Origin of the sequence: Streptomyces sp. NBC_01016, from assembly GCF_026341035.1 — a bacterium.
GTDB lineage: Bacteria > Actinomycetota > Actinomycetes > Streptomycetales > Streptomycetaceae > Streptomyces.
The window spans coordinates 5,574,472-5,599,191 of sequence record NZ_JAPEOQ010000001.1 but is presented as its reverse complement, the minus strand read 5'-3'; the positions used below and the strand labels follow the sequence as shown (position 1 = coordinate 5,599,191).

Sequence of the window (24,720 nt, the reverse complement as noted above, 5' to 3'; positions counted from 1 at the left end):
CAGGTGAGTCCCACCCGATGAGTGGGTCCGCCCGACGAGTGGGTCCGCCGACCGGCGAGTGGGCCCATCCGATAAGTGGGTCCGCCCACCGGCGAGTGGGCCCATCCCGACGCGTGGACCCACCCACCGACAGGTGAGGCCCACCCGACGCGCGGACCCACCTCCCGCATATCCCACCTCACCGCCCCTGGGAGCATGAGCGCATGACCGCACCACTGCACCGGCCGCGACCGGGCACGTCCGACACCCAGCAGGCCATGCGCCGCCGCAACCTGTCCCGCGCCATGCACGCCGTCGCCGCCGAGGGTCCGCTCTCGCGGGCCGCGGTGGCGCAGCACATCGGCCTGACCCGGGCAGCCGTGTCCACGCTGGTCGACGAGTTGATCCGGGCGGGGCTGCTGGAGGAGCTGGGGCCGCAGCGTCCGGGCGGCGTCGGGCGGCCGGGCTCGGCGCTCGCCGTGAGCGGTCGGGGTCCTGCCGGTCTCGGCGCCGAAGTGGGCGTCGACCATCTCGCGGTGTGCGCGGTGGACCTGCGGGGCGAGGTGCGGGCGCGGGCACGGCGCCGGGTGAGCAATCGGGAGCGCGCGCCGAAGCCCGTACTGGACGAACTCGCGGAACTGGTACGGGAGGTGACCGACAAGGCGCAGGCGGCCGGGCTGCGGCCCGCCGGGCTCGCGATCGCCGTGCCGGGCCTGGTCGCACGCGGCACCACGACCGTCGTGCGCGCACCCAACCTCGACTGGCACGACACGGATGTCGCGTCCCTGCTCCCGGTCGATGTGCCGGTCACCGTCGAGAACGAGGCGAACTTCGGCGCCCTCGCCGAACTGTGGCTCGCCGAGGACTCCCCCGCCGACTTCCTCCATGTGTCGGCGGAGATCGGCATCGGCGCGGCGCTCGTCGTGGACGGTCACCTCCTGCGCGGGACACGGGGGTTCGCGGGGGAGCTGGGCCACGTGCCGGTGCGCCCGGAGGGACCCGCGTGCCCGTGCGGCGGGCGTGGGTGCCTCGAGCAGTACGCGGGTGAGGAGGCGGTGCTGCGCGCGGCGGACATCGAGCCCGGCCCCGACCGGGTGTCGCTGCTCGCCGAGCGGGCCGCCGACGGTGACGTCCCGACGCGCCGGGCGCTGCGCTCGGCGGGCACCGCGCTCGGCATCGCGCTGACCGGCGCGGTCAACCTCGTGGACCCGCGTGCGGTGGTCCTCGGTGGCGCGCTGTCCCGACTTGCACCGTGGCTTCTGCCGTCGCTGGAGCGGGAGTTGACCCGCCGCACGGCGTCCCCGGAGGACGGCGTCATCACCTCCGGCCTGGGTTCGGACGGGCCGCTGCTGGGGGCGGCGCACTCGGTGGTGCGGGCGGTGCTCGACGATCCGATGGGGGCGGTCGCCGCCTGAGGACGGGGCGGGTCCCACCATTGGCTGCCGCGTTGACGCCACCTGCCCCCACGCACCGTGGCACCGCTCCCCCCACACGCCACTGGTTCGGACCTCTGACATGCGGTTGTTCACATTGCGTGGGTTGTCCACAGATCTTCCGCGCCCCCTTCCGCCCCAACCTGCGGGCCCCGTACCGTAATTCACGCGAGGCGCCGCACCCCCGTCCGTCCGACGGGTGGTGGCGCGCGCACGGGAAAGGGGGATTCCTGTGTCGGGGGATGTCACGGAGAGCGTCGAGCGGCCATCGGGGCGGGGCCAGGTCTACGCGTGTTCCGTCGTGGGCATATCGCTGGTGCTCGGCGTCGTCGGCGTCCCTACGCCCGTCACCCACTGCCCACAGAGCGGAGCGCAGTCCTCATGAGCGATCTCCGGATGCTGACCGTCCGGCCGGGGCCCGGCGAGTACGCCTGGACGTTCGGCGGTGCGCCGCCCGTCGCGCGCATCGCTCCGGGCACGGCGCTCGACCTGTTCACGGAGGACTGCTTCGGCGGCCGGGTCCGCTCCGAGAAGGACCTGGTCTCGGAAGTCTGCGAGTTCCCTTTCCTCAACCCGCAGACCGGCCCGTTCCACATCGAGGGCGCCGAGCCGGGCGACACCGTGGCGGTGCACTTCGTGTCGGTGGAGCCCGCGCGCGACTGGGCGGCGTCCACGACGGTGCCGCTGTTCGGGGCGCTGACATCGACGCACGCGACCGCGACGCTCCAGCCGCCACTCCCCGAGACCGTCTGGATATGGCAGCTCGACCGGGCGCGCCGCACCGCCCTGTTCGCGGCGCGGGACAGCGAGTTCACCGCCGAGCTGCCGATGGACCCGATGCACGGCACGGTCGGTGTCGCGCCCGCGAATCTGGAGGTCCGTTCGGCGCTCGTGCCGGACGCGCACGGCGGGAACATGGACACGCCGGAGATGCGGGCGGGCGTCACCTGCTACCTCGGCGTGAACGTGGAGGGCGCGCTCCTGAGCCTCGGCGACGGGCACGCGAGGCAGGGCGAGGGCGAGACCTGCGGTGTGGCCGTGGAGTGTGCCATGCGGACCGTCGTCATCGTGGAGCTCCTCAAGGGCGTGGCTACGCCGTGGCCGCGCATCGAGTCGGACACGCACATCGTCTCGACGGGTTCGGCCCGCCCGCTGGAGGACGCCTTCCGGATATCCCAGCTCGACCTGGTGCAGTGGCTCGTACGGGACTACGGCTTCAGCGAGTTGGACGCGTACCAGTTCGTGACGCAGACCGTGGAGTCACCGCTGGCGAACGTCTGCGACACCAATTACACGTGCGTCGCCAAGCTCCGCAAGGAATGGCTGCCTGCACGCGAGACGCACCGCGGGCTGCACACACGGCTCCGCGAAAGCGCGGCGACCCTGCCGCGCCCCGAACTCTGAACCCCCGCCCCAACCGATCCCCCACCCCTCCACTCACCCACTCACCCCCACAGCACCGCACCCGCCCCACTGAGTTCCGCCCCACCGGTGACCCGAGAGGCAGGATTGACATGGACCGAGCAAAACAATCATTCCCGAGCCGCCGCCGACTGCTCCAACTCGGCGCGCTCGCCGCGGCGCCCACCGCACTGCTGGCCACGGGCCGGGCCGACGCCCTGCCGCTGGCGACGGTGGACTACCCGAAGGCCCAGTCCGTTCCGGCGAGCAAGTCCAACTACACGGAGTCCGGGCGCCCGTTGTCGTACCCGGTCGAGTTCGTGATCGTCCACGTGACGCAGGAGTCGTACGCGACGACGCTCGACATCTTCAAGAACCCGGCCAAGCAGGTCTCCGCGCATTACGTCGTCCGCTCTTCCGACGGGCACATCGCCCAGATGGTGCGGGAGAAGAACGTCGCCTGGCACGCGGGGAACTGGGACTACAACACGCGCAGCATCGGCATCGAACACGAAGGGTGGGTCGACAAACCGGAGTACTTCACCGCCGCGATGTACCGGGAGTCGGCGGCGCTCACCGCGTCGATCTGCACGCGCTACGGCATCCCGAAGACCCGCGAGCGGATCATCGGCCACGTGGAGGTGCCCGGCGCGGATCACACGGACCCGGGCCCGAACTGGGACTGGGACCGGTACATGCGGCTGGTCGCCGCCTCCTGATCCCGGCGGGCGCGGCCGTCTCCACACCCGTGAGTGGCATGTGCCGAATCGCCCGATCCGTGTTCCGCTTCTTGTCGGCCCGCGTCCCCGGGGTGACGATGGTCGCGCCACCGCACCGTCGCGAAGGATCCCGCCTGGAGGCCGCGTTGACCGAACAGTGGGTCGCCCTGGAGCCGGGCACCGATCCGTCCGAGCGGGTCCGGGCGCTGCGCCGCGCGCACGACCGGTTCACCGCGGCCGGCACCGTGGCCCGCCCCGTGCGCCCCGTCGTCGCCGCGTCCTGGCGCCGCTCGGCGGGCGCGCACGTCAGCCCGGACGCCTCGGCGTCGGTGGAGATGCCGGAGGGTGATCTCGACAGCTACCGGGCGGAGCATCCGCTGGCCCGTGTGATGCCGCTGTTCCGCGAGTTGATGGGCACGTTCGCCGCGGACGGCGAGCATCTGCTCGCGGTGTGCGACGCGCACGGCAGGCTGCTGTGGGTGGAGGGGCACGCGCGTACGCGGCAGGCGGCGGACCGGATGAACTTCGTGCCGGGTGCCCGCTGGTCGGAGTCGGCGATGGGGACGAACGCGCCGGGCACGGCCGTCGCCGTCGACCGCCCGGTACAGGTGTTCGCGGCCGAGCACTTCATCCGCAAGGTGCAGCCGTGGACCTGTGCGGCGGCCCCCGTGCACGACCCGCACACCGGACGGCTGCTCGGCGCCATCGACATCACGGGCGGCGACCGCCTCGCACATCCGCACAGCCTGGCGTTCGTGCAGGCGGTGGCGCGCGCGGCGGAGTCCCAACTCGCCCTCCTGGCAACGCCGCCGGCGGCCGAGCCGGCCCTGCGCCTGACGGTGCTCGGCCGCGACGAGGCCCTCCTCCTCACGCCGGACGGCCACAAGCTCCGCCTCAGCCGCCGCCACAGCGAGCTCCTCGTCCTGCTCTCCCGCCACCCGGAGGGCCTGACGGGCGACGAACTCCTCTGCTTCCTGTACGAGGACGAGTCCGTGACGCCGGTGACGCTGCGCGCCGAACTGGCCCGGCTGCGCCGGGTACTGGGGCCCGACGTGCTGCGCTCGCGCCCCTACCGGCTGTCGAGACCGGTCGACTCGGACCTCACCACGGTCGAGCGCCGCCTCGCCTCGGGAGCGGTCACGGCGGCGGCCTCGGCGTACACCGGCCCGCTCCTCCCCTTGTCGCAGGCGCCCGCCGTGGCCCGGATCCGGCACCGCCTCGTCGACGAACTCCGGGCCGCGCTCATCGCCCGCGCCGACCCCGACCTGCTGGCCGACTGGGTACACGCACCGTGGGGCGAGGACGACCTGGACGTCTGGCGCGCGCTCGCGGCGATCCGCCCGACGCCGCCGGTGCTTGCCCGCCTCGCCGCGCTCGACGACGAACTGCGCTCCCCGGCCCCGTACGCAACGTAACTGCAACGTCCGGACTCCTAGCCTCCCGAGCGAACGCTGCCCAAAGGCGGGCAGCCGCACAGGAGGCCACTCACCATGACCCGCTACGCAGCGCCCGGCACACAGGGCTCCGTCGTCTCCTACGAGGCCCGCTACGACCACTTCATCGGCGGCGAGTACGCGCCGCCCGCCCGCGGCCAGTACTTCGAGAACCCGAGCCCCGTCAACGGACAGCCGTTCACCGAGATCGCCCGCGGCACGGCCGAGGACGTCGAGCGCGCCCTCGACGCCGCGCACGCCGCGGCGCCCTCCTGGGGTCGCACGGCGCCCGGGGCCCGCGCGGACATCCTCCTCAAGATCGCCGACCGCATGGAGCAGAACCTCGAACTCCTCGCCGTCGCCGAAAGCTGGGAGAACGGCAAACCGATCCGCGAGACCCTCGCGGCCGACATCCCCCTCGCGATCGACCACTTCCGCTACTTCGCGGGCGCGGTCCGCGCGCAGGAGGGCTCCCTCTCCGAGATCGACGACGACACGGTCGCGTACCACTTCCACGAGCCGCTCGGCGTCGTCGCGCAGATCATCCCGTGGAACTTCCCGATCCTGATGGCGACGTGGAAGCTGGCTCCGGCGCTCGCGGCCGGCAACGCGGTGGTCATCAAGCCGGCCGAGCAGACCCCGGCGTCGATCCACGTCTGGCTGGACCTGGTCAAGGACCTGATTCCGCCGGGCGTGGTCAACGTCGTCAACGGCTTCGGCGTGGAGGCGGGCAAACCCCTGGCCTCGTCGTCCCGCGTGGCGAAGGTCGCGTTCACCGGCGAGACCACGACGGGCCGCCTGATCATGCAGTACGCCTCGGAGAACATCAAGCCAGTCACGCTCGAACTCGGCGGCAAGTCCCCGAACATCTTCTTCGACGACGTCTGGGCGAAGGACGACGACTTCCGCGACAAGGCCCTCGAGGGCTTCACGATGTTCGCCCTGAACCAGGGCGAGGTCTGCACCTGCCCGTCCCGCGCGCTCATCCAGCAGGGCCACTACAGCGAGTTCATCGAGGCGGCCATCGCCCGCACCGAGGCCATCAAGCCCGGCCACCCCCTGGACACCGACACGATGATCGGCGCCCAGGCCTCCAACGACCAGCTCCAGAAGATCCTTTCCTACCTGGACATCGGCCAGCAGGAGGGCGCGAAGGTCCTCACGGGCGGCCAACGCATCGAGTACGACGGCGAGTTGGCGGGAGGCTATTACGTCCAGCCCACCATCTTCGAGGGCCAGAACCGCATGCGGATCTTCCAGGAGGAGATCTTCGGCCCGGTCGTCTCGGTGGCCTCCTTCGCCGACTACGACGACGCCATCAAGATCGCCAACGACACGCTGTACGGCCTCGGGGCCGGGGTGTGGACCCGCGACATCAACACGGCGTACCGGGCGGGCCGTTCGATCCAGGCGGGCCGCGTCTGGACCAACTGCTACCACGCATACCCGGCACACGCAGCGTTCGGCGGCTACAAGCAGTCCGGCATCGGCCGCGAGAACCACAAGATGATGCTGGACCACTACCAGCAGACGAAGAACCTCTTGGTGTCGTACTCGGCACAGAAGCTGGGGTTCTTCTAGAGGGCACAAGAAGGGCGCCTGACCTGGGCTTGTCCATGTCAGGCGCCTACCATGGGCGCCCTTCGCTTAAGCGGCGCGCTGCTTACACGGCCCTGCCTGTGCCCATCCCGCCAACCCGCTGCAAATGTGGGCGCGTGGCGGAACCCGGCAGCGGACTCTCACCGCTCTGCTCGCGGCCGACGCCGCCGGCGATCTGGACTGGGGCGTCGCCGTCGACGCCACGATCGTGCGCGCTCATCAACACGCCGCCGGGGCCCGGCAAAAGGGGTCCCGGCCCGCGAGCCGGACCATCCTGCGCTCGGACGGTCCCGCTGTCGCCCCGGTCATGGGCCGTCTGCGAGTACCCAGGCCAACCGGCTGTCCCAGAACCACCCCCGTTTGTTCGCACCGCACAGACCAGAGCGGAGCGCAGCGGACTGAGACGAGCGTTTCAGCCGTCTGCAAGTCCGGCGTGGCATCGTCCTTACGTCGGCCGCGGAGGCCGGCGAGGAGAGATACCCATAGCGGCCCAATGGGGGCCGGAACCCGTTTCCGGTCAGGGGTGCCAAGCCCCGCGCAGGTTCGAATCCTGCTCTCTCCGCTCAGCGCGGCGGCGGCCGATCCGATGCAGACGATGCGGACAAGGAAGCAGCGCATGAGCCACTGGGCACGCAATGCGGTGATCGTGGCGAACGAACGGGCGGGGGGCGCCGTTTCGGTCCCGGTCGCGGATGTCGCTGAGGCGTGTCAGAGGCTCGTCGGAGAGGTCGGCGTGGTGCGGACCGCGTACCCCGGGCACGCCCGGACACTGGCCGCGAAGGCCGTACGGGACGGCGTGGACGCCGTGGTCGCGGTCGGCGGCGACGGCACCGTCGGCGAAGTGGCGGGCGGCATCGTGGCGGCCGGGGAGGGCGCGGAGGTCGTGGCGGCCCGGCCGGGGCTCGTCGGCCCGGCCCTGTTCTGCGTTCCGGCCGGCACCGGCAACTCTTTCTACAAAGAGGTCTGGCACGACCGGCCGTGGCGCGAGGCGCTCGCCGCCGCCTTCACGGGAGCGCGTCCGCGGCTTCGGCGGCTGGACCTGGCGCGCGTGGCGCAGACGCGGGACATCGTGCTGCTGGGCGCCTGCTCCGGTCTCGTCGCCGAGGCGCTGGAGACGGCGGCCGGGCTCACCAGGATCAGCGGTCGGGCCCGCTACCAGCAAGCGGTGGCCGCGACCTTGCGCGACTTCGCGCCGCACCCGGCCAGGGTCGTGGTGGACGGCGAGGTGGTCCATGACGGCAGCGTGGTCCTCGCGGCCGTCGGTGGCGGCCGCTACCGGGGCGGCGGGTTCCTCCTGCTGCCCCACTCCGTTCTGGACGACGCTCTGCTCGACGTCTGTGTGGTGACCGGCGATCTCGATCCTCTGGAGCTTCCCGGTCTCACTCGGGAGGGACGGCATCTCGAACGGCCCGAGGTGCTGTACCGGCGCGGTCGCCGCGTCGAGATCGAACGCACCGACGGTGCACCCCTCACCTTCGAGTGGGACGGCGAGGTCAAGCGCGGGCGCACGCGCTACGCACTCGACATCCTTCCCGCGGCGCTGCCGGTGCTGGCCCCGGCCGCCGAGTCCGTATGACCGCAGGCCGGCCGCGGGTCGACCACCATCCGTACCACGCAAGGGACTTGCTCATGAGTGATAGCGCCCATATCCCGAACACCGACACCAGCGCCGCCTGGTCGTTTCCGATGCAGGGGCGAAACACCTTCACCTGGGAGTACGACACGGATCGAGAGCGGCTGCTGAGCCTCTATCAGAAGGGCAAGGACAAGCAGTGGGACAGTACGAAGCGGATCGACTGGTCCCTGGACGTGGACCCCTGTGATGTCCTCGGCACTCCGGAGAACGCCCTCGCGCTGTACGGCTCCCGGCAGTACTCCCGCCTGAACGGGCGGGAGAAGCAGGAGCTGCGACGGCACATGGCGGCCTGGGAGTTCAGTCAGTTCCTGCACGGCGAGCAGGGCGCCATGATCTGCTCCGCCCGGATCGTCGAGTCGGTGCCGGACATCGACTCCAAGTTCTATGCCGCGACCCAGGTCATGGACGAGGCGCGGCACGCGGAGCTGTTCACGCGCTTTGTGCGCGACAAGATCGGCATGAGCTATCCGATCAGCCCGCATCTGAAGTCCCTGCTGGGCGAGGCTTTGAACGACTCCCGCTGGGACATGCCGTATCTGGGAATGCAGGTGCTCATCGAGGGCCTGGCCCTCGCGGCCTTCGGCATCCTGCGCGACCGTACGGACAAGCCGCTGCCCAAGCAGATTCTCTCCTACATCATGCAGGACGAGGCCCGGCACGTGGCCTTCGGGCGCATCGCGCTGCGGGACTACTACAAGGAGCTGACCAGCAAGGAGATCGCGGAACGCGAGGACTTCATCGTCGAGGGCTGCTACCTGATGCGCGACCGGCTGCGGATGCAGGAGGTGTGGGAGACGCTCGGCTTCGACATGAAGGAATGCATGGAGTACATGAACCGGGGCCCGCGCATGCGTGCCTTCCGGTCACGGCTCTTCACCCGGATCGTGCCCTGCGTCAAGGACATCGGGCTGTGGGGGCCAAGGGTCCAGCAGGCATACGCGGACATGGGCGTGCTGGACATGGCGGACCGCGACCTGCTGAAGCTCATGGCGGCGGACGAGGCCCAGGCGGAGGCGCTGGACGCGGAGCGGCACGAGCTCAAGTCGCGGCAGAACGAGGTCCACCACGCGATTGCGGAGGGGCGGCTCAACGCCGCCGGCGACGACGGCTGAACGGCCCCGCTGTCGGCCCAGCAGGCTGCGCCGGACCCGGTCAAGGGGTCCGGCGCAGCCTGCTGGGTCGGCAGCGGCATTCATCAGGGGCGGGTCAGCAGCACCACGGCGTTCTGGCCGCCGAAGCCGAAGGAATTGCTGACGGCGACCTCCACGTCGGCAGGGCGGGCCTCCTTGACGACGACGTCCAGGTCGATCCGAGGGTCCTGGCTGTCCAGGTTCGCGGTCGGCGGGATCAGCTGCTGCTCCATGGTGAGGGCGGCGACGGCCACTTCGACGGCTCCGGAAGCCCCCAGCGAGTGGCCCGTCACGCCCTTGACCGAGGTCACCGCGGGCCGGCCCCCGAGGACCCGGCGGATCAGCCGGGCCTCCATCAGGTCGTTCAGGGGCGTCGCGGTGCCATGAGCGTTGACATGGTCCACCGCGTGCGCAGCCACTCCCGCGTCCTTCAGGGCCGCGCGCAGAGCCAACTCCGCGCCGGCGCCCCGGGGTTCCGGCGCGGTGGCATTGTAGGCATCCGCCGAGGCCCCGTATCCGCTGATGTGGGCGCGGATGCGCGCTCCGCGGGCCCGGGCGCTCTCCGGACGCTCGAGGACCAGGACGGCGGCGCCCTCGGCCGGCACGAAGCCGTCGCGGTCGACGTCGAACGGGCGGGAGGCCGCCGTGGGGTCGTCGCGACGCCCGGACAGCGCGCCCATCTGCTGAAAGCCCGAGATGATGGAGGGCACGAGACACGCCTCGGTGCCGCCCGTGAGCACCACGTCGCAGTGCCCGCCACGCAGCAGTTCGCGCGCCGCACCCACGGCGGTGGCGCCCGACGCGCAGGCGGTGGCCGTCACGAAGTTGGGCCCGCGGGCACCGATCTCCATGGCGATATGGCCCGCCGGCATGTTGATCGCGAGCATGGGGATCAGCATGGCGGACACCTTCCCCGGCCCCTGATCCAGCAGCACGCCGTGCTGCTTCTCCCAGGTCCCGGCGCCGCCGATGCCGCTGCCCAGCACCACGCCCACCCGCGCGCCCGCGTCGCCCTCCCAGTCCGCCGGACGGAGGCCCGCGTCCGCGAGAGCTTCGGCCGCGGCGGCGACCGCGAACTGGCTGCTGCGGTCCAGGCGCCACGCCTTGCGTGCGCCGATCACGGCGGCCGGATCGAAGTCGGGTATCCAACAGCCGATGTCGGCGGGGATTCCCGCGAGCGCGGGCACCCGCCGTGCGGCGGTGCCGGACGCGGCCTTGATGCGGTCCCAGGAAGCGGCGGTGTCGAGGCCGGCGGCGGTCACCATGCCGATGCCCGTGACCGCCGCGTCGTACCCGCCGGCGGCCGCGGTCATCGGACTGTCACCAGCTTGGAGTCGAGAGTCCCCGCCGCCTCCGTCATGGTGCTCGTCGCGTGCAGCTCGTCTTCGGTGAGGGTGATGCCGAATTCCTCCTGCGCGGCGAGGGTCAGCTCCACGAGGGCCAGTGAGTCCAGTTCCAGCTCCGCGAAGGTGCTCTCCGGTGAGACCTCGTCGGCCTCGACGCCGAAGCCCTTGGCCAGCAGGCCCACGAAGCGGTCGTAAGTGGTGGTGGCGGTCATGTCGTTCTCCTTGATGAGCTTGATGAGCTTGATGAGTGGGTGCGGATGTGCTCAAGCGGGGGTGAGGGCCGGCCAGCGGAGGGTGCAGGAGCCCCAGGTGAGGCCGCCGCCGAAGGCCGTGAGTACGGTGCGGTGACCGGGGGCCAGCGTGCCGGTGGCCACGGCGTGCGCGAGGGCCAGTGGGATGGAGGCGGCCGCGGTGTTGCCGACCTGGTCGAGATGGACCGGGCAGCGGTGCCGCGGGAGCCGCATCCGGTCCGCCACCGCGTGCAGGATCCGTAGGTTGGCCTGGTGCGCGACGAGCCGGTCGATGTCGTCCGTGGTCCAGCCGGCGCGACGCGCCGCGGTCAGCGCGGCATCGGCCATGCGCTCCACGGCGCTGCGGAAGACGGCCTTGCCCGCCATCCGGAAGTACGGGTCCGCGGGACCACCCGTGCCGGTGCCCATACCGGACGTACCGGACATTTGCAGCGGCTCGCGGGAGCCGCCCGAGCGGACGGTGATGAGCTCGCTGCCCGTACCGTCGCTTCCGAGCACCGCCGAGCCGAGCGCGCCGGGCTCCGTCGCACCACCGGACCGCAGCACCACCGCTCCGGCGCCGTCGCCGAAGATGGCGCGCGTGGAGCGGTCGGCGGGGTCGAGGATGCGGGAGTACGTATCCGCGCCGATGACCAGCACGCTGCCCACCGTTCCCGCGGCGATCAACCCGGCACCGGTGGCCAGGGCGTACAGGAATCCGGTGCAGACCGCGCCCACGTCGAAGGCGGCCACGGTGCCGAGGCCCAGCCGGGCCGCCACCAGCGGGGCGGTGGCCGGGCAGGGGCGGTCCGGGGTGGTGGTGGCAAGCACCACCCCGTCCACGGCATCGCGGCCCGCGGATTTCAGCGCCCGCCGGCCCGCCTCCACCGCGAGATCGGAGGTGGCGACGGTCGGGGCGGCGACGAAGCGGGTCCCGATCCCGGTACGGCTGCGGATCCAGTCGTCGGACGTGTCCAGTTCCCGGGCCAGGTCGTCATTGGTGACCGCCTGGGGCGGAAGCCAGGTGCCGAGGCCGCACAGCACCGCCGCCGCGGCGTTCACCGGGCTTCCCGGGGCGACGGGGCGCGGTCGGGATCGGCCGCGGCCCGGCTGACCGTACCGAGGTGGTCGGCGACCATGAGGTAGGAGCGCAGCAGCCGCTCCTCGGCGTACGGCAGGCCGCTGCGCACCAGGTAGTCCTTCACCAGCGGCTGGGCGCGGCGCAGATTCCTGCGGGGCATGGACGGGAACAGGTGGTGCTCGATCTGGTAGTTGAGCCCGCCGTAGAAGAAGTCCGTGATCCGGTGGGGTGCCAGATTGCGTGAGGTGATCACCTGCCGGGTGAGCCAGTCGAGTTCCTCCTCCGTGCCGTCGCGTACGGGCTGGCCCTTGTGGTTGGGGGCGAACAGCAGGCCCATGTAGAAGCCGAAGAGCGCCTGGTGGACGACGATGAAGGCCACGGCGAGGGCCGCCGGGAGGACCATGAGGACCGCGGTCAGATAGGCCGCCAGATGGAGTGTCAGCAGGGCCAGGTCGAGGGCGACGTGACGCTTCAGTGCGCCCTTGCGTGCCGCCACGTATCCGGAGGCGTGCAGGCGCAGTCCTTCCATGAGGATGAGCACGTAGAACATCCACGCCTGGTGCCGCACGATGTACCGGCCGACGGCTCCGGTGCGTTTTGCGCTGTCCTTGGCGTCGAAGATCACCTGTCGGCGGAGGATGTCCGGGTCCAGCGAGAGGTGGTTGGGGTAGTTGTGGTGCTTGGTGTGGTGGGCGACCCACCAGCCGAAGCTCACGCCGGTGAGCAGATTGCCGTGGGTGTACCCGATCACCTCGCCGGCCCGCCGGGTCCGGAAGATCTGGCGGTGTCCCGCGTCGTGCCCGATGAGGTCGGTCTGGCCCCAGCACACCGCGAGGAAGGCCGCCACGGCCAGTTGCCACCAGCTGTCGCCGAGCAACGCGAAGCAGGTCCAGCCGGCGGCGAGGAGCAACAGGTTCGCGGTGATCTTTAAGGCGTAGTAGCCGGGTTGGGAGTCCAGGAGGCCGGCTTCCCGCACCAGGCGGGTGATCTCCGGCATGTTCGGGGTGTCTTCCGGCGTCGCGGCCAGGGGGTGGGGGGTGCCGTCCAGGGAGCTCATATCGCCTCCTGGAGACCCATGTGGGCCAGCCGGGTCCGCTGCAGGTGCGCGGCCCATGCGTGGGCGGTTTCGAGGCGTTCGCGCGCGGTGGTGTCCGCCAGGCGGCGGCCGGGCCAGATCTCGTAGTCGCCCAGGAGGTCGGCGTGCCGCTCGATGCCCTGCTGGAAGAGCTCCTCGCGGCGTGCAAGCACCTCGGTGGTCGGCAGCTTGTCCCACAGGGCGTAGCCCTCCTGGATCAGCTCCAGGAGTCGTGCCTTGTCGTGCGGGTGTGCGCGGAGGTGGTCGCGGACGATGGCGCTGCCGACCGTGAGGTGCCGGATCTCGTCGATGCCGGCGCCCCGCTCGATGTCGGCTGCCGCCGGGTCGAAGATCCGCCACTTGCGCTCGCTGAGCTCGGCGGCCGGCGCCAGCACGCCCTCGACCAGGACCGTCAGGACCAGTACGCCGCCGATGAAGTCGCGCTCGTCGCGCAGTACGCGCAGCCCGAAGTCCTCCAGGGGGGCGAGGATCTGCTCCTCGTCGGCGGCCGCGAGGCGGGCCACGGTGGCCCGCAGCTCCGCACGGGACACGCCGAGGTCGAGCAGGTGGCTGCGGAAGACCATGGCGTGCCGGGCCTCGTCGAGCAGCTGGGTGGCGTAGAACTCCATGCTGTCGGTGTCGGGCGCGAGCGCCGTCAGATAGCCGATGGCCCGGGTGGCCTTCTCCTCCGCGAGGGAGCGGTAGGCGAGCTCCTGGGTGAGTGCGCTGTTGAGCGGTCCTGCCGCACTGACCGCGGCCAGTGGCCGTACGTTCGCGTCGTGGCCCGAGACGTTGCCGCGCAAGGTGCCGTGCGGCACGACGCTGAGCCAGTACCGCAAGTTGCAGACGGCCGGGGTGAGTTCGAGGCGTTCCGCGCCGTCCAGGAGCGAGGGAGCCGTGTTCCAGTCGGCCTCGGAGGGGATGGCCGCCGGTACGGTCCCCGGTGCCGGTGCCGTGGTCGGTGGCGTGGTCGGTGTCGTGGTCGGTGTCGTGGTCGGTGGCGTGGTCGGTGGCGTCATGAGGGATCCCTTTCGGTCTGTCGCGGGACAGGGGTGGAGGTTCCGGGGGCGGAGGGGGCTACAGGGCCGGGGTGCAGGTCGTAGGCGAAGTTGACGAGCGGGGCGGCTCCGGTGTGGACCGCCGATACGACCTGGGCGACCACCAGTTCGTGGTCGCTGAGCGGGATGGTGAGCTCAGGCCGGCACTCCAGCCACGCCACCGCTCCGCTGAGCCGGGGCACGTCGTCGCCCGGGTCGCCGAGCCAGCCGTCCGGCGGCAGTTGTCCCAGGCCGCGGGGCCGGCCGCGGCGGGCGAAGTGCCGGGCGAGGGGCTCCTGCGTCGCCGCCAGCGCATTGGCGACGAATACCGGGCTGTTGGCCAGGGCGCGCAGTCCCCGGCTGCCGCGGCGCAGCGCCACACAGGCCATCGGGGGGTCGCCGGGGACGGTGCTGAACGTGCTGACCGTGACCCCCTCGGCCGCCTCCCCCACCCCGCAGATGAGGACCGTCACGCCGGTGACGAAGTGGCGCATCGCGGTGAGGACGGCGGTGTCGCCGGCCGCACGGGCCGTCGCGGAGGAGCGTCGGGTGGCTACGGCCATGGCAGCGGGCCCTGGCTCGTGGCGTCGCTGCCGGTGGCCACCGCGTCCGCCGCCGCGAACTCGCTGCGGAAGCGGCGGTACGCCTGGTGCGTGACGGGCTCGAAGCGCAGAGCGAACGGCTTGAGGTAGTTGCCGAACAGCGCCCTGTCGCCGCACAAGTGGATGGGCAGCGCGAGCAGCGCCCACTCGAAGCCCCACAGCCAGATCCACCCCAGCGCCAGCAGCCCCTGCGTGACCATGGAGTGCATGAGGTTGTAGGCGACGTAATAGCCCTTGCCGACCCGGCCCTCGCGGCGCCGGTACTGGATGGCTCCTGGGAGGTATCCGATCAGGTCGATATAGGCGAAGAGCACCAGGGCGGGCAGCCATCGCACCTGATCGAGGTGGACGAAGAACAAGACCGTGGCGACGACAAGGCCGAGCCCGTACTCCGCCCGTATCAGCCGCGCGGTCACCGGCGTCATGAACAGGTTCTTGGTGTCCATCAGCCGGCCTGCCACGACTGGGCGGGAGCAAGCGACGCGGCCGGAGCGCCGCCCACGGTGCGGGCCAGCGCCCGGTCGCCGAGCACCGCGCCCGAGGGGAACAGGCCGAGCACCACCTGGGCGATGGTCTCCTTGAAGACCCGCTCGGCCACCGGCTCCAGGATGCCCGCCAGGCTGGGGATGCCGAAGTCGAAGGCCGCGCGGAAGGCGACCCGTACTTCGCTGCCCTCGGCGGCGATCCGCCACGTGCCTTCGAACACCTCGAAGTCACCGTCGAGTTGGGTGAAGGTGATGGTGAGCGTCGGCCGGTCGAAGTGGTCGGACTCGGTCCAGCGCAGGATGCCGTTGCGGAAGTACACCTCCCAGGCGCTGGTCTCCTCCGTCTCGCTGAGGTCGTGGACGGTGACCGACAGGACCACCGGGGTGAGTTCGGGATAGCGGGCGAATTCCGCGACCCGGTCGTACACCGCTTCCGCGGCGATACCGGGGACGCCGATGGTCACATCAACGCTGCGCATGGGCGACGCCACCTTCGTGAGTCTGGATGTCGGGGACATAGCGGGCTGCCTGCACGCGGCAGGCACGTTCGAACGCCGCGAGGAGGAACTGCACCTCCGACGGGCCGAGGACGGCGGGCGGGGTGAAGCGCAGCACCAGGTGGGAGTTGAGCGAATGGTTCGCCACCACGCCCTGCCGGATCAGCTCGACCAGCAGGTCGCCGGCCGGACCCGGCCCGGCGAACTCGACGCCGATGAGCAGCCCCCGGCCGCGCACCTCCCGTACGAGATCGCCGAAGCACTCCCGCGCGATCCGGTCGATCCCGGCCAGGAGTACGCGGCCCAGCTCGCGGGCGCGGGTCACCAGGTCCTCCTCCTCGATGGCCCGCAGCGCGCCGCGCACGGCGGCCATCGCCAGCGGCATGCCGGAGAAGGTGGAGGTGTGCAGATACGGGTCCCGGTCGAAGGCGCCGAACACGTCCGCCGCCGCGATGACCGCCGAGACGGGCATGATGCCGCCGCCAAGGCCCTTGCCTGCCAGCAGCAGGTCCGGGGTGAGCCCTTCCTCGTCCGCTCCCCACCAGGAGCCGAGACGGCCGAGTCCGGTCTGGATCTCGTCCAGGACGAAGAGCGCGTCATGGGCGCGGCACAGCTCCTGGACCGTGCGCAGATAGCCGGGTGGCGGCAGCACCACGCCCGCCTCGCCCTGGACCGGCTCGATCACCACGCAGGCGCGGCCGGATGCCGCGTCGAGCCGCTCGGCCAGCGCTTCGGCGTCGCCGTACGGTACATGGCAGGTGCCGGGGAGCAGGGGGCGGAACGGGTCCTTGAACAGGTCCTTGCCGGTGAGGCTGAGCGCGCCCATGGTCTTGCCGTGGTAGCCGCCGTGCGTGGCGATGAGCCGGTCCTTGCCCCGGGTGCGGGCGATCTTGATGGCGGTCTCCACGGCCTCCGCGCCGGAGCAGGCGAAGTGCACCCGGTCGAGACCCGTCGGCGCCTTGGCCACCAGCGCGTCGGCGGCCAGCGCCGCCTGGGGTTCGAGAAGGACGCGGGTGGCCACCGGGTTGCGGTGCAGCTGCTCGGTGACGTGGGCTACGACGACGGGGTGCCGGGCGCCCATCAGGAGGACGCCGTAGCCGCCGCAGTTGAGCAGCCGCCGTCCGGTCGCGGTGGTCACCCAGGCGCCCTGCGACTCCATCTCCAGCTCGCCGCCGAGGAGTTCGCCGAGGGTGGCGCGGCCCTTGCTCAGGCGGGTCCGGTACAGCCGGCCGATCTCTTCGCGGCCCGGCGGCTGCGCGGGCGTGATGGTCGTGGTCATGGCGCTCCTCATGCCAGTCGCAGTGGATGGCCGGCGGCGTGCTCGAGCCAGGGGTCGGCGAAGCTGGAGCGGGACGGCGGGTGGAAGGACAGGCCGTGCGAGGCGGCCGCCAGGGTGGCGATGTCGGGCGAGCCGATGAAGGCCATCCCGCCGAGCAGCTCCACGGCGCGGGCCACGACCTCACGGATCAGGTCCTGCGCGGCGTAGCGCGCGACCAGGGCCCGGGCGAGTCCCTCGTCGCCCACCGCCTTGTCCTCGATCATGCGGGCGGTGCCCTCGGTGAGCAGCGTCGCCGTCTCGCAGCGGGTGAGCAGCTCGGCCCGTTCGGTGTTCGTGCCGCGGCCGCTGGTCAGGACGCGTTCGACCAGGGCGCCGGCCATTCCGGCGTAAGAGGCGGTGATGAGCAGTTCGAACCAGATGAGGCCGATGGTCTGGAGCTCGTCCAGCTCGCCCGCCTCGCCGGTCTCGGTGCGCATCAACTGCTGCTCGTCGACGAAGACTTCGTGCAACCGCACCTCGTCGCTCTCCGCGCCGGCCAGTGCCCAGCTCGACCAGAACGGCTCCACGGTCAGCCCCTCCGCCTGCCGCGGTACGAGCACCACCGCCAAGTCGCTGGTGCCGTCCGCGTTCGGCAGCGCGGCGCTCGCGGTGAGCAGGTCCATGGAGCGGGAGAGGCTGCAGGGCTTCTTCGACCCGCTGATGCGGTAGCCCTTTCCGTCCGGCCGTGCCAGGACCGTGGGGCTGAGGATGCCTTGGCCGGGGCGTCCCTCGGCGAATCCCGAGGCGACCAGGAGCCTTTGTTCGACGATCCCTTCCAGCAGCGCCCACTCGACGCCGTCGCTCTGCGGGCTGTCGGCGAGCGCGAACAGGGTGGCCACGGAGAAGTGGTGCATGGTGGTGGCCACCGCGAGGGACGGGGCGACGGCGGCCAGCGCCCTGGTGACGTCCACGGCCTGCAGCGGCGTGGCGCCGCTTCCCGAGTAGGTCCGGGGAATGACGAGACCTGGACCGCCGTGCGCGCGAAAGAGGCCGATGGCCGGGCTTCCCGGCCGCTCCAGATCGGCCAGCGGAATTTCGTCGAGTGCGGCCAGCAGGCCGGGCAGGAACTCCTCGCAGGTGCGGCGAGCGGTGTTCATCGAGCGCATGGCGTCGTCTCCTTGTGGGCATCCGGCTGCGAGCGGCTGCCGTTGCCGAGGCGCTCGTCGATCAGGTTCTGCCAGGCGCCGAAGACCGCGTCCCGGGGCCGGGAGCCCGGGCTGATGCTCACGCCCTGGAGGTGCGAGGTCCGCAGGATCGGGTAGTTGGCCTCGCCGAAGACGCCTCCGGTCAGCCCGGTGCCGCCGTGTGTGGGCATATACGGCAGGAAGCCGATGTGCGAGTCGTTCACCTTGAACAGGCCGCCGGTGTGGACGCGGGCGATGAACTCGTCGATGACGGCCGGGTCCTTGGCCCACAGCGAGTTGCGCAGGCCGTAGCGATTGGAGTTCACGAAGCCGATGAAGGTGGCCATCAACTCGGTGTCCGGCGCGGAGTCGGCGACGATCACGGGAAGCAGCGGAAAGAACGTCTCGTGCCGCACGGCGTGGAGCTCGCGTGCACCTTCGACGCCGCGCACCAGAATCACGGTCGGCTCCAGGAAGATGCCGCCCGGGTCGCGGACTTCGTCGAGCTGCATCGGGTGGCCGCCGCAGACCACCTTGGCGCCCTTGTCGCGGGCGTCCTTCAAGCAGCTGAAGAATTTCTCGTTGCGCAGCACCGGCGTCAGCAGCACGTCGGGTTCCCATGGGTAGCCCGGCCGGATGTGGCCGATCTGCCGTACCAGGGACGCGACGAGCGCGTCCGCGACATCGGGGTGCACGAGCACCTGGTTGGGAATCATGCACAGCTGCCCGGAGCCGTAGAAGCTCTCGGTGAGGGCCTCGGCCGCGAGGTCGATGTCGGCGTCTTTCCATACGGTGACGACGTCGTTGCCCGCAAGTTCCAGGATCGGCTTCTTACCCGCGGCGATGCAGCGTGCCTCGAACTTCAACCCCGCGTCGCTGCTGCCGAAATAGATGATGTCGTTCACCGCGGGATGCCCCAGCCAGCAGCTCAGCATCGGCGCCGGATCGCCGCAGACGACGTTCAGCGTGCCCGGCGGAGCGCCGCACTCCGCGAGGACGGGGGCCACGATCTCCTGCATGACGTACATGACGCCCAGCGGCGCGCTGCGCGGGGCCCGCACCACCAGCGCATTGCCGGCCATCAGCGCCGTCACGCCGAGAAGGGCGCTGGACAGGGGCGCGTTCTGCGGGGGGTTGAGACAGACCACTCCGTCGGGCTGCCGACGCACCTGGAGGCGGCGCTCGCCTCGATGGAACTCCTGCAGCATCTGGGACCGGTAGAAACTCACCGACTCCGGGCCGAAGCACTCCAGCATGCCGGAGACCTGCCACCGTGCCAGTGCCAGGGGGTGCCCTTCCTCGACCAGGACGGCGGCGATGTCCTCGGCGTGGTCGGCGAGGCGGGCGTGCAGCATGCGGCCCACGGTCTCCATGCGGATGTGCGACGGAACGGCACTCCAGGCGGGGGCTGCCGCGGCCGCGGCTTCGACGGCGCGCTGGATGGTGGCACGATCGGCCTTCGCGACGCGTCCGACGACGGTCGACGGGAGGTCGTGCGGTGGAATGCGGCCCTGTTCCAGTTTCCTTTTGAGTGCCAGGCTCGCGAAGACGTCGTCCAGCAAGGAATCGGCGCTGAGTACGTAGACCCATTCCTCGCTGGGCAGGTGTTGCCCGTTTACGTAGGACGAATAGTTTCGGTACATGCCGGTGAGCATGGCAAGGGTCACTGAAATACAGCTGAGAATCCACTGAGACCGCAACGTCAGCCAACTCCGCTGACTTTCAGATACGTTGGCCAAAAATAGCGTCCGCCTGATGGAGGGTGTGCGACAAATGAGCCGACTGCCGAACATATTGCAAGAGCGCGCGGAGGGCCCCGAGACGACGGAGCTGGCGCTGACTGCCATTCAGAAGTACGCGGACAACCCCAGCGCTTTTCTGGCACTGAACGCCGGCAACAAGATATTCATCGGCGACGGAGGCGCACTCGTCGCCTATCGGGAGGCGGGGCGCTTCTTCGTTCAGTTCGGCGGCGTATTCGGGTCTCCGGGGCAACAGGCGGCGGCACTCCAGGATTTCAAGGAGTATGCGCGTGCGCGAAAACGCCTGATCGTCAGTATTCAACTGCAGCGCGCCGACGCTGAATTATATGCGGCTGCGGGGTTCGTCCTCAATCAGGTGGGGGCCTCCTATGCGGTCCGGCTGCCCGAATTCACGCTGCGCGGCACACGGTTCATGAAGCTGCGTAACAAGATCTCGCGGGCCAGGCGTGACGGACTTGACGTCCAGGAGGTCTCGTTCGCGGAACACCAGGACGGTGTCGAGCGGATCGACGAGGCGTGGCTGCGCGGGATGGGCAGGCACGTCAAGGAGATCGAGTTCCTGGTCGGGGAGACCGGCGGGCGGGTGCAGCGGCACCGGCGGCTGTTCCTGGGGACGCTCGACGGCAGGCCGCTGGCCTATATTTCCTACGCTCCCGCGTTCGGATCCCGCCCCGGCTGGCTGCACGATCTCAGCCGGCGTCTGCCGGAATCCGGGCCCGGGGTGATGGAGGCCATCAACGCCACCGCCCTGGAGACGTTCACGCGTGAGCACGCCGAGTGGCTGCACTTCGGGTTCACGCCCTTCACCGGCCTGGACGCGGCGCATGAACTGACGCCGAGCAGCGCCCTGACGGGAAAGCTCCTGCGATTCCTCGCGGAAAAGGGGGAGCACGTCTACCCGGCTGCCAGTCAGCTCGCGTACAAGAGCAAGTGGGGTCCGCAGTTGGTACTGCCCGAGTATCTGGCCTTCGAGGGTGGCGCCAGTCTGCGCGCCGTTTGGTGCATCCTCCGGCTGACCAAGTCCATCTGAGTCACTGTCACATCCGAGCTCGCCCCTCAGGCACCGCGCAGCAGAGCCCCCTCCTGATGAAGGATCTGCCTGAACCTCCGCCGCATTCCCGGGCCCGGCTCGATCCCCAGTTCCGCGTCCAGGTTGTGCTGGACCCTGCGGTAGGCACTGAGGGCGTCCGCCTGCCTGCCGGAGTGGTACAGGGCAGTCATGAGCTGTTCGCAGAAGCGCTCGCGCAAGGGGTGCTGGGTCAGCAGCTGCTCGAGTTCCGGGATCACCTGCCAGTACCTGCCGAGCCTCAAGTGTGCCTCGACGAACAACTCCCGGCCCATCAACCTGGTTTCCTCGAGCCGGGTATACGCGATACGGCAGATCAAGCCGTCCCCCGTGTCGATAAGGGCCGGCCCCCGCCATTCGGAGAACGCATCGGAGAGCAGCTTGATGGCGAGTTCGCAATCTGCGTTCAGGCGTCGGCCGGCCGCCTCCACGGCATTCGAGAAGCGCAACGCGTCGACGTCCGCCGGGTCGACATCGAGTAGATATCCGGAGCGGGTCGTACGGATGACATGGCGGGCTTTTTGCTTGCCGGTCTGTTCGGTGAGGACACGGCGCAACCGTGCTACATGTGATTGCAGGGAGTTGTCCGCGGTTTTCGGAGGTTGATCTCCCCAGAGCTCGTCAAGCAGATCAAGTGCCGGTACCGGCGTGCCAGGTGTGAGAGCCAGTGCCGCCATAATCGTTCTGAGCTTCTCTCCCGGCAGCTGGATGGGAATGTCTTCCTCGATCACATGGAGCGGCCCAAGTAGCCTTACCTGCATGCGAACCCCCGGTTTTTTGCCACGTGAGAAGTGACTGACGTGTGTTCTCGACCATACTTCGTAGTGCGGGCGCACCCGGATTGGTATGGGACACACTTCGGTTCGGTCCGATAGGGCTGCGGTCGGGCCGGTGGGTTCGAATACTGGGCTTGAACTCATGAAGCCTCAGTAACGGGCGTTTCGGGTCGCGTCGAGGTGGTCCGCCAGGCGGTGGATGACCGCGGCGGCCACACTCCGGCCGCCGGCCGTGGCGGCCCGCGTCGGTACGTCGACGTACAGCGCGCCGTGCCGCAGAGCGAGGTCGCGGGTGCGCTCCGCCAGGATCCGCCGCCGTCGCCGCGGTCCGCTCCGCTGCTCCTCGGCCGACGTGGCGGACAGGCCCGGTCCGTACGGTCCGAGGGTGAGCACATCGGCCCCGGAGCTCCGGAGCGGGCCCACGATCCTGCTCAACTCCGCCTCGACGGCGTCGATGTCGAAGGGCTCGCGCGCTGCCTCCCGGCCGCTGGCGACGACCGCGGCCAGGTCTCCTCGGAACGCCAGCGCACGGGCCAGTTGGCCGGCCCGGACCTGGGCCGTCGAGGGTTCGTGCCGACCCAGGTTGAGATAGGCGAGGTCCGGCCGGACCGACCTCAGCGCCTCGGCCACATGGTCCGCCCAGTGCGGGTCGCCGCAACCGCGGGCGGGCCCGGGGCCCTCGGCGCCGCCGTCGCCCAGCACGATGAAGCGCCGCCAGGTCATGCGGGCGAGGGAGGCCGACTTGCAGTACTGCGGGTCGTGGTCGGAGACCGTCACGGCTGTGGTTCCTTGCCACCGACGGCATCAACTTCGAGCGCGGACGCGGCAGTTCGCACGGCATGCGGCGCGGGGCGGCCGCGGCGCCGGGCGAGGCCAAGGCCCAGCAGACCCGCGACGGCAGCCGCGGCACAGCAGAAGAGCACCACATGTCGGTACGGGGCAGGGTCGGACGAGGTCGCCACGGGCAGGATGGCGGCCACCGCCGCGATGCCCAGGGCGCCACCGATCTGCCGTACCGCCAGGTTGAGTCCGGTGGCACCGGCGAAGTCCGCCGGCTCCACGGACAGTGCCGCCACGCTGGACACCCCGGTGCTGACGGCGCCGATGCCGGCTCCGGCCAGCAGGCCGACCGGGATCCACATGCTCCACAGGGCGGGCTGCGAGGAGAGCGTCAGGCCCAGCCACAGTCCGGCCGCCACCAGCGTCAGCGCGCCGCAGAACACCACCAGGTGCGGGCGGCTTCGGCTCAGGGAGCGTCCCACCATCGCCGCGACCCCCGCGGACAGCAGCGCCCCCGGCGTCATCGACAGACCGGCCGAGATCCACGGGTAGTGCCAGACGTTCACCAACAAGAGCGCCCCGACCAGGAGCCAGGCGTACAGCGCCGCGCCGAAGAACAGAGAGACGAGGTTGGCCAGCGCGAACGGCCTGCTGCGCCACAGCCTGGTCTGCAGGGCGGGCCGCGGGTGTCGCCTGGCGCGCAGCAGGGCCCATGCCGACAGGACGAGGCCCCCGACGAGGGAGCCCAGCGTGCGCGGGTCGTCCCAGTGCCACTCCCGCCCCTGGGTGACACCGAGCACGAGGAGCCCGGTGCCGGCCGTGAGAAACAGCGTGCCGAACAGGTCGGGAAGCCGCTGCCCGCTGCGTGCCGGTGCGCGAACCGCCCTGATCCCCGCGAGCAGGGCGAGGCCCAGGGGGACGTTGACGAGGAACACCGAGCGCCAGCCGGCCGTGTCGATGAGGATGCCGCCGAGGCTGGGCCCCGCCGCGGCCGCGGCGGAGGCCGCGGCGCTCCACAGCCCGATCGCCGCCCCTCGGCGCCACGGGGCCACATCGGCGAGGAGCACGGCGAGGGAGGCCGGGATCATGGCCGCCGCCCCCAGTCCCTGCAGCCCCCGTGCGACAAGGAGCGCCGGCAGAGCGGGGGCCGCGGCACACAGCAGCGAGGCGAAGGTGAACAGGCCCATGCCGCAGACGTACAGACGGCGCCGCCCCAGCACGTCGGCGAGGCGTCCCGCGGGGGCGAGGCACGCGGCGAACACGATGGCGTACAACGAGATGACCCAGGTCAGGTCGGTCACCGAGGCGCCGGGAAAGCTGCTGTGCAGGTCCGTCATCGCGAGGTTGACCACGGTGGCGTCCAGGATCGACAGGAAGATCGCGCCCGCCGCGAGCGTCACCACGACCGGGTAACTCGGCTGCCGGGCAGCCGAATCCGGGTTCCGGCTCATGCGTCTCCACTCCTTCGTCGTACGTCCCTCGATGTACGTCCCTCGATCGACGGCCGCTGTTCGCCCCAATCTCGCAAGCTCCGGGGGCCGGCGCTGGCAGGAATTCGCCGCCACCCGTACTCCTTGGCACACCGGGCCAGAAGCGGATCCGCGCCCACCACCACCGGATGGCCCACGGCACGCAGCATCGCCAGGTCGGAGGCATGGTCGCCGTAGGCATGACAGCGGTCCGCACGGACCCCGCGCGCACGGAGCAGGGCGCGCACCGCGGCGGCCTTCTCCTCGCCGAGCATCGCGAGGTCAAGACCCCCGGTCAGGACGCCCCCGATCGACTCGGGTCGGGCGCAGAACACCTCGTCGGCGCCGAGCCACTCCGCGAGGGGATCCAGGCAGGGCGCGAAGGACCCCGAGACGAGGACGACCGTCTCACCGCGGCGCCGGTGCTCCCGCAACGCCGCCACGGTGGCGGTCAGGAACAGGCCGCCGGCGCGGGTTTCCTCGGCGAACCAGGCACGGCCCTGGGCGGCGAGCTCCCGGGCATCGCAGCCCGCGTAGAGGCGGTAGTACGCGCGCGTCAGCTCGGGCCGGGACGCACCGCGCGCCGCGAGGGTCCGCAAGCCGCGCACCGCCTCGTCGAGGGCGGGGCGCGACCGTCCGGCGACCCGCAAGTGGTGGCGCAGGAAGCGGGACATGCTGTTGACCGAGATCAGCGTCTCGTCGACGTCGAAGAACGCGACGGCGGGCGGAGCCGAGGACATG

The 24,720-nt window shown here is 70.8% G+C and carries 23 protein-coding genes and 1 pseudogene; 9 read left to right on the top strand and 15 right to left on the bottom strand.

The window, feature by feature from the left end:
• Window positions 1-203: 203 nt before the first annotated feature.
• The 8 genes and pseudogenes from OG746_RS25200 (at window position 204) to OG746_RS25165 (ending at window position 9,312) form a co-directional block, all read left to right on the top strand.
• On the top strand, window positions 204-1,394 hold the full coding sequence (locus OG746_RS25200) for an ROK family transcriptional regulator (protein ID WP_266718142.1): 1,191 nt from the start codon (window positions 204-206) through the stop codon (window positions 1,392-1,394).
• 399 nt (window positions 1,395-1,793) lie between these two features.
• Window positions 1,794-2,816: an acetamidase/formamidase family protein gene (locus tag OG746_RS25195; RefSeq protein WP_266718140.1), complete on the top strand. Its 1,023-nt coding sequence runs from the start codon at window positions 1,794-1,796 to the stop codon at window positions 2,814-2,816.
• Between the two features lie 110 nt (window positions 2,817-2,926).
• Complete coding sequence (locus OG746_RS25190) at window positions 2,927-3,532, top strand: N-acetylmuramoyl-L-alanine amidase (RefSeq protein WP_266718138.1); 606 nt, start codon at window positions 2,927-2,929, stop codon at window positions 3,530-3,532.
• 146 nt (window positions 3,533-3,678) lie between these two features.
• Window positions 3,679-4,947 carry a GAF domain-containing protein gene (locus tag OG746_RS25185; RefSeq protein WP_266718136.1) on the top strand — a complete coding sequence of 423 codons (1,269 nt, stop codon included), beginning with the start codon at window positions 3,679-3,681 and terminating at the stop codon, window positions 4,945-4,947.
• A 75-nt stretch (window positions 4,948-5,022) separates the two neighbouring features.
• Complete coding sequence (gene exaC, locus OG746_RS25180; RefSeq protein ID WP_266718134.1) at window positions 5,023-6,546, top strand: acetaldehyde dehydrogenase ExaC; 1,524 nt, start codon at window positions 5,023-5,025, stop codon at window positions 6,544-6,546.
• Window positions 6,547-7,034: 488 nt separating this feature from the next.
• A pseudogene (locus OG746_RS25175) lies at window positions 7,035-7,126 on the top strand.
• A 54-nt stretch (window positions 7,127-7,180) separates the two neighbouring features.
• The gene (locus tag OG746_RS25170; protein ID WP_266718132.1) at window positions 7,181-8,140 is read left to right on the top strand and encodes a diacylglycerol/lipid kinase family protein; all 960 of its coding nucleotides are present in this window, start codon (window positions 7,181-7,183) and stop codon (window positions 8,138-8,140) included.
• A 53-nt stretch (window positions 8,141-8,193) separates the two neighbouring features.
• Window positions 8,194-9,312, top strand: coding sequence for a ferritin-like domain-containing protein (locus tag OG746_RS25165; RefSeq protein ID WP_524540450.1), 1,119 nt, complete (start codon window positions 8,194-8,196; stop codon window positions 9,310-9,312).
• Between the two features lie 83 nt (window positions 9,313-9,395).
• On the opposite strand, the gene OG746_RS25160 is transcribed toward OG746_RS25165, so the two are convergent.
• Genes OG746_RS25160 through OG746_RS25110 form a run of 11 tightly spaced genes read right to left on the bottom strand, consistent with a single transcriptional unit; the run spans window position 9,396 to window position 19,768 of the window.
• Entirely contained in the window at window positions 9,396-10,643 is a 1,248-nt protein-coding gene (locus tag OG746_RS25160; RefSeq protein ID WP_266718130.1) for a beta-ketoacyl-[acyl-carrier-protein] synthase family protein, read from the bottom strand.
• Window positions 10,640-10,888, bottom strand: coding sequence for an acyl carrier protein (locus OG746_RS25155; RefSeq protein WP_266718128.1), 249 nt, complete (start codon window positions 10,886-10,888; stop codon window positions 10,640-10,642). The genes OG746_RS25160 and OG746_RS25155 overlap by 4 nt, the downstream gene beginning before the upstream one ends.
• Before the next feature lie 51 nt (window positions 10,889-10,939).
• Window positions 10,940-11,968, bottom strand: coding sequence for a beta-ketoacyl-ACP synthase III (locus OG746_RS25150; protein WP_266718126.1), 1,029 nt, complete (start codon window positions 11,966-11,968; stop codon window positions 10,940-10,942).
• Window positions 11,965-13,044 (bottom strand): fatty acid desaturase family protein, encoded by a 1,080-nt coding sequence (locus OG746_RS25145; protein ID WP_266718124.1) that lies wholly within the window; start codon window positions 13,042-13,044, stop codon window positions 11,965-11,967. The genes OG746_RS25150 and OG746_RS25145 overlap by 4 nt, the downstream gene beginning before the upstream one ends.
• Window positions 13,041-14,081, bottom strand: coding sequence for a VlmB-like protein (locus OG746_RS25140; protein WP_266718123.1), 1,041 nt, complete (start codon window positions 14,079-14,081; stop codon window positions 13,041-13,043). Before OG746_RS25140 ends, OG746_RS25145 begins: the two co-directional genes overlap by 4 nt.
• On the bottom strand, window positions 14,078-14,662 hold the full coding sequence (locus OG746_RS25135) for a flavin reductase family protein (RefSeq protein ID WP_266718122.1): 585 nt from the start codon (window positions 14,660-14,662) through the stop codon (window positions 14,078-14,080). The genes OG746_RS25140 and OG746_RS25135 overlap by 4 nt, the downstream gene beginning before the upstream one ends.
• Window positions 14,653-15,147, bottom strand: coding sequence for a hypothetical protein (locus OG746_RS25130; RefSeq protein WP_266718120.1), 495 nt, complete (start codon window positions 15,145-15,147; stop codon window positions 14,653-14,655). The genes OG746_RS25135 and OG746_RS25130 overlap by 10 nt, the downstream gene beginning before the upstream one ends.
• Window positions 15,147-15,665: a type II toxin-antitoxin system RatA family toxin gene (locus tag OG746_RS25125; protein WP_266718118.1), complete on the bottom strand. Its 519-nt coding sequence runs from the start codon at window positions 15,663-15,665 to the stop codon at window positions 15,147-15,149. Before OG746_RS25125 ends, OG746_RS25130 begins: the two co-directional genes overlap by 1 nt.
• Window positions 15,652-16,962 carry an aspartate aminotransferase family protein gene (locus OG746_RS25120; protein ID WP_266718116.1) on the bottom strand — a complete coding sequence of 437 codons (1,311 nt, stop codon included), beginning with the start codon at window positions 16,960-16,962 and terminating at the stop codon, window positions 15,652-15,654. The genes OG746_RS25125 and OG746_RS25120 overlap by 14 nt, the downstream gene beginning before the upstream one ends.
• An 8-nt stretch (window positions 16,963-16,970) precedes the next feature.
• Window positions 16,971-18,107, bottom strand: a complete 1,137-nt coding sequence (locus tag OG746_RS25115; protein ID WP_266718114.1) for an acyl-CoA dehydrogenase family protein — start codon at window positions 18,105-18,107, stop codon at window positions 16,971-16,973.
• Window positions 18,095-19,768 carry an aldehyde dehydrogenase family protein gene (locus tag OG746_RS25110; RefSeq protein ID WP_266718112.1) on the bottom strand — a complete coding sequence of 558 codons (1,674 nt, stop codon included), beginning with the start codon at window positions 19,766-19,768 and terminating at the stop codon, window positions 18,095-18,097. The genes OG746_RS25115 and OG746_RS25110 overlap by 13 nt, the downstream gene beginning before the upstream one ends.
• 130 nt (window positions 19,769-19,898) lie before the next feature.
• On the opposite strand from OG746_RS25110, the gene OG746_RS25105 reads away from it, so the two are divergent.
• Window positions 19,899-20,918, top strand: coding sequence for an MprF family protein (locus tag OG746_RS25105; protein WP_266718110.1), 1,020 nt, complete (start codon window positions 19,899-19,901; stop codon window positions 20,916-20,918).
• A 26-nt stretch (window positions 20,919-20,944) separates the two neighbouring features.
• Here OG746_RS25105 and OG746_RS25100 read toward each other — a convergent pair whose 3' ends face one another.
• From OG746_RS25100 to OG746_RS25085, 4 genes are all read right to left on the bottom strand, one after another.
• Window positions 20,945-21,685, bottom strand: coding sequence for an AfsR/SARP family transcriptional regulator (locus tag OG746_RS25100; RefSeq protein WP_266718108.1), 741 nt, complete (start codon window positions 21,683-21,685; stop codon window positions 20,945-20,947).
• A gap of 195 nt (window positions 21,686-21,880) precedes the next feature.
• Window positions 21,881-22,507, bottom strand: coding sequence for a GDSL-type esterase/lipase family protein (locus OG746_RS25095; RefSeq protein ID WP_266718106.1), 627 nt, complete (start codon window positions 22,505-22,507; stop codon window positions 21,881-21,883).
• On the bottom strand, window positions 22,504-23,961 hold the full coding sequence (locus tag OG746_RS25090) for an MFS transporter (protein WP_266718104.1): 1,458 nt from the start codon (window positions 23,959-23,961) through the stop codon (window positions 22,504-22,506). Before OG746_RS25090 ends, OG746_RS25095 begins: the two co-directional genes overlap by 4 nt.
• Window positions 23,958-24,719, bottom strand: a complete 762-nt coding sequence (locus OG746_RS25085) for an HAD family hydrolase (protein ID WP_266718102.1) — start codon at window positions 24,717-24,719, stop codon at window positions 23,958-23,960. Before OG746_RS25085 ends, OG746_RS25090 begins: the two co-directional genes overlap by 4 nt.
• Between the last annotated feature and the right edge of the window lies 1 nt (window position 24,720).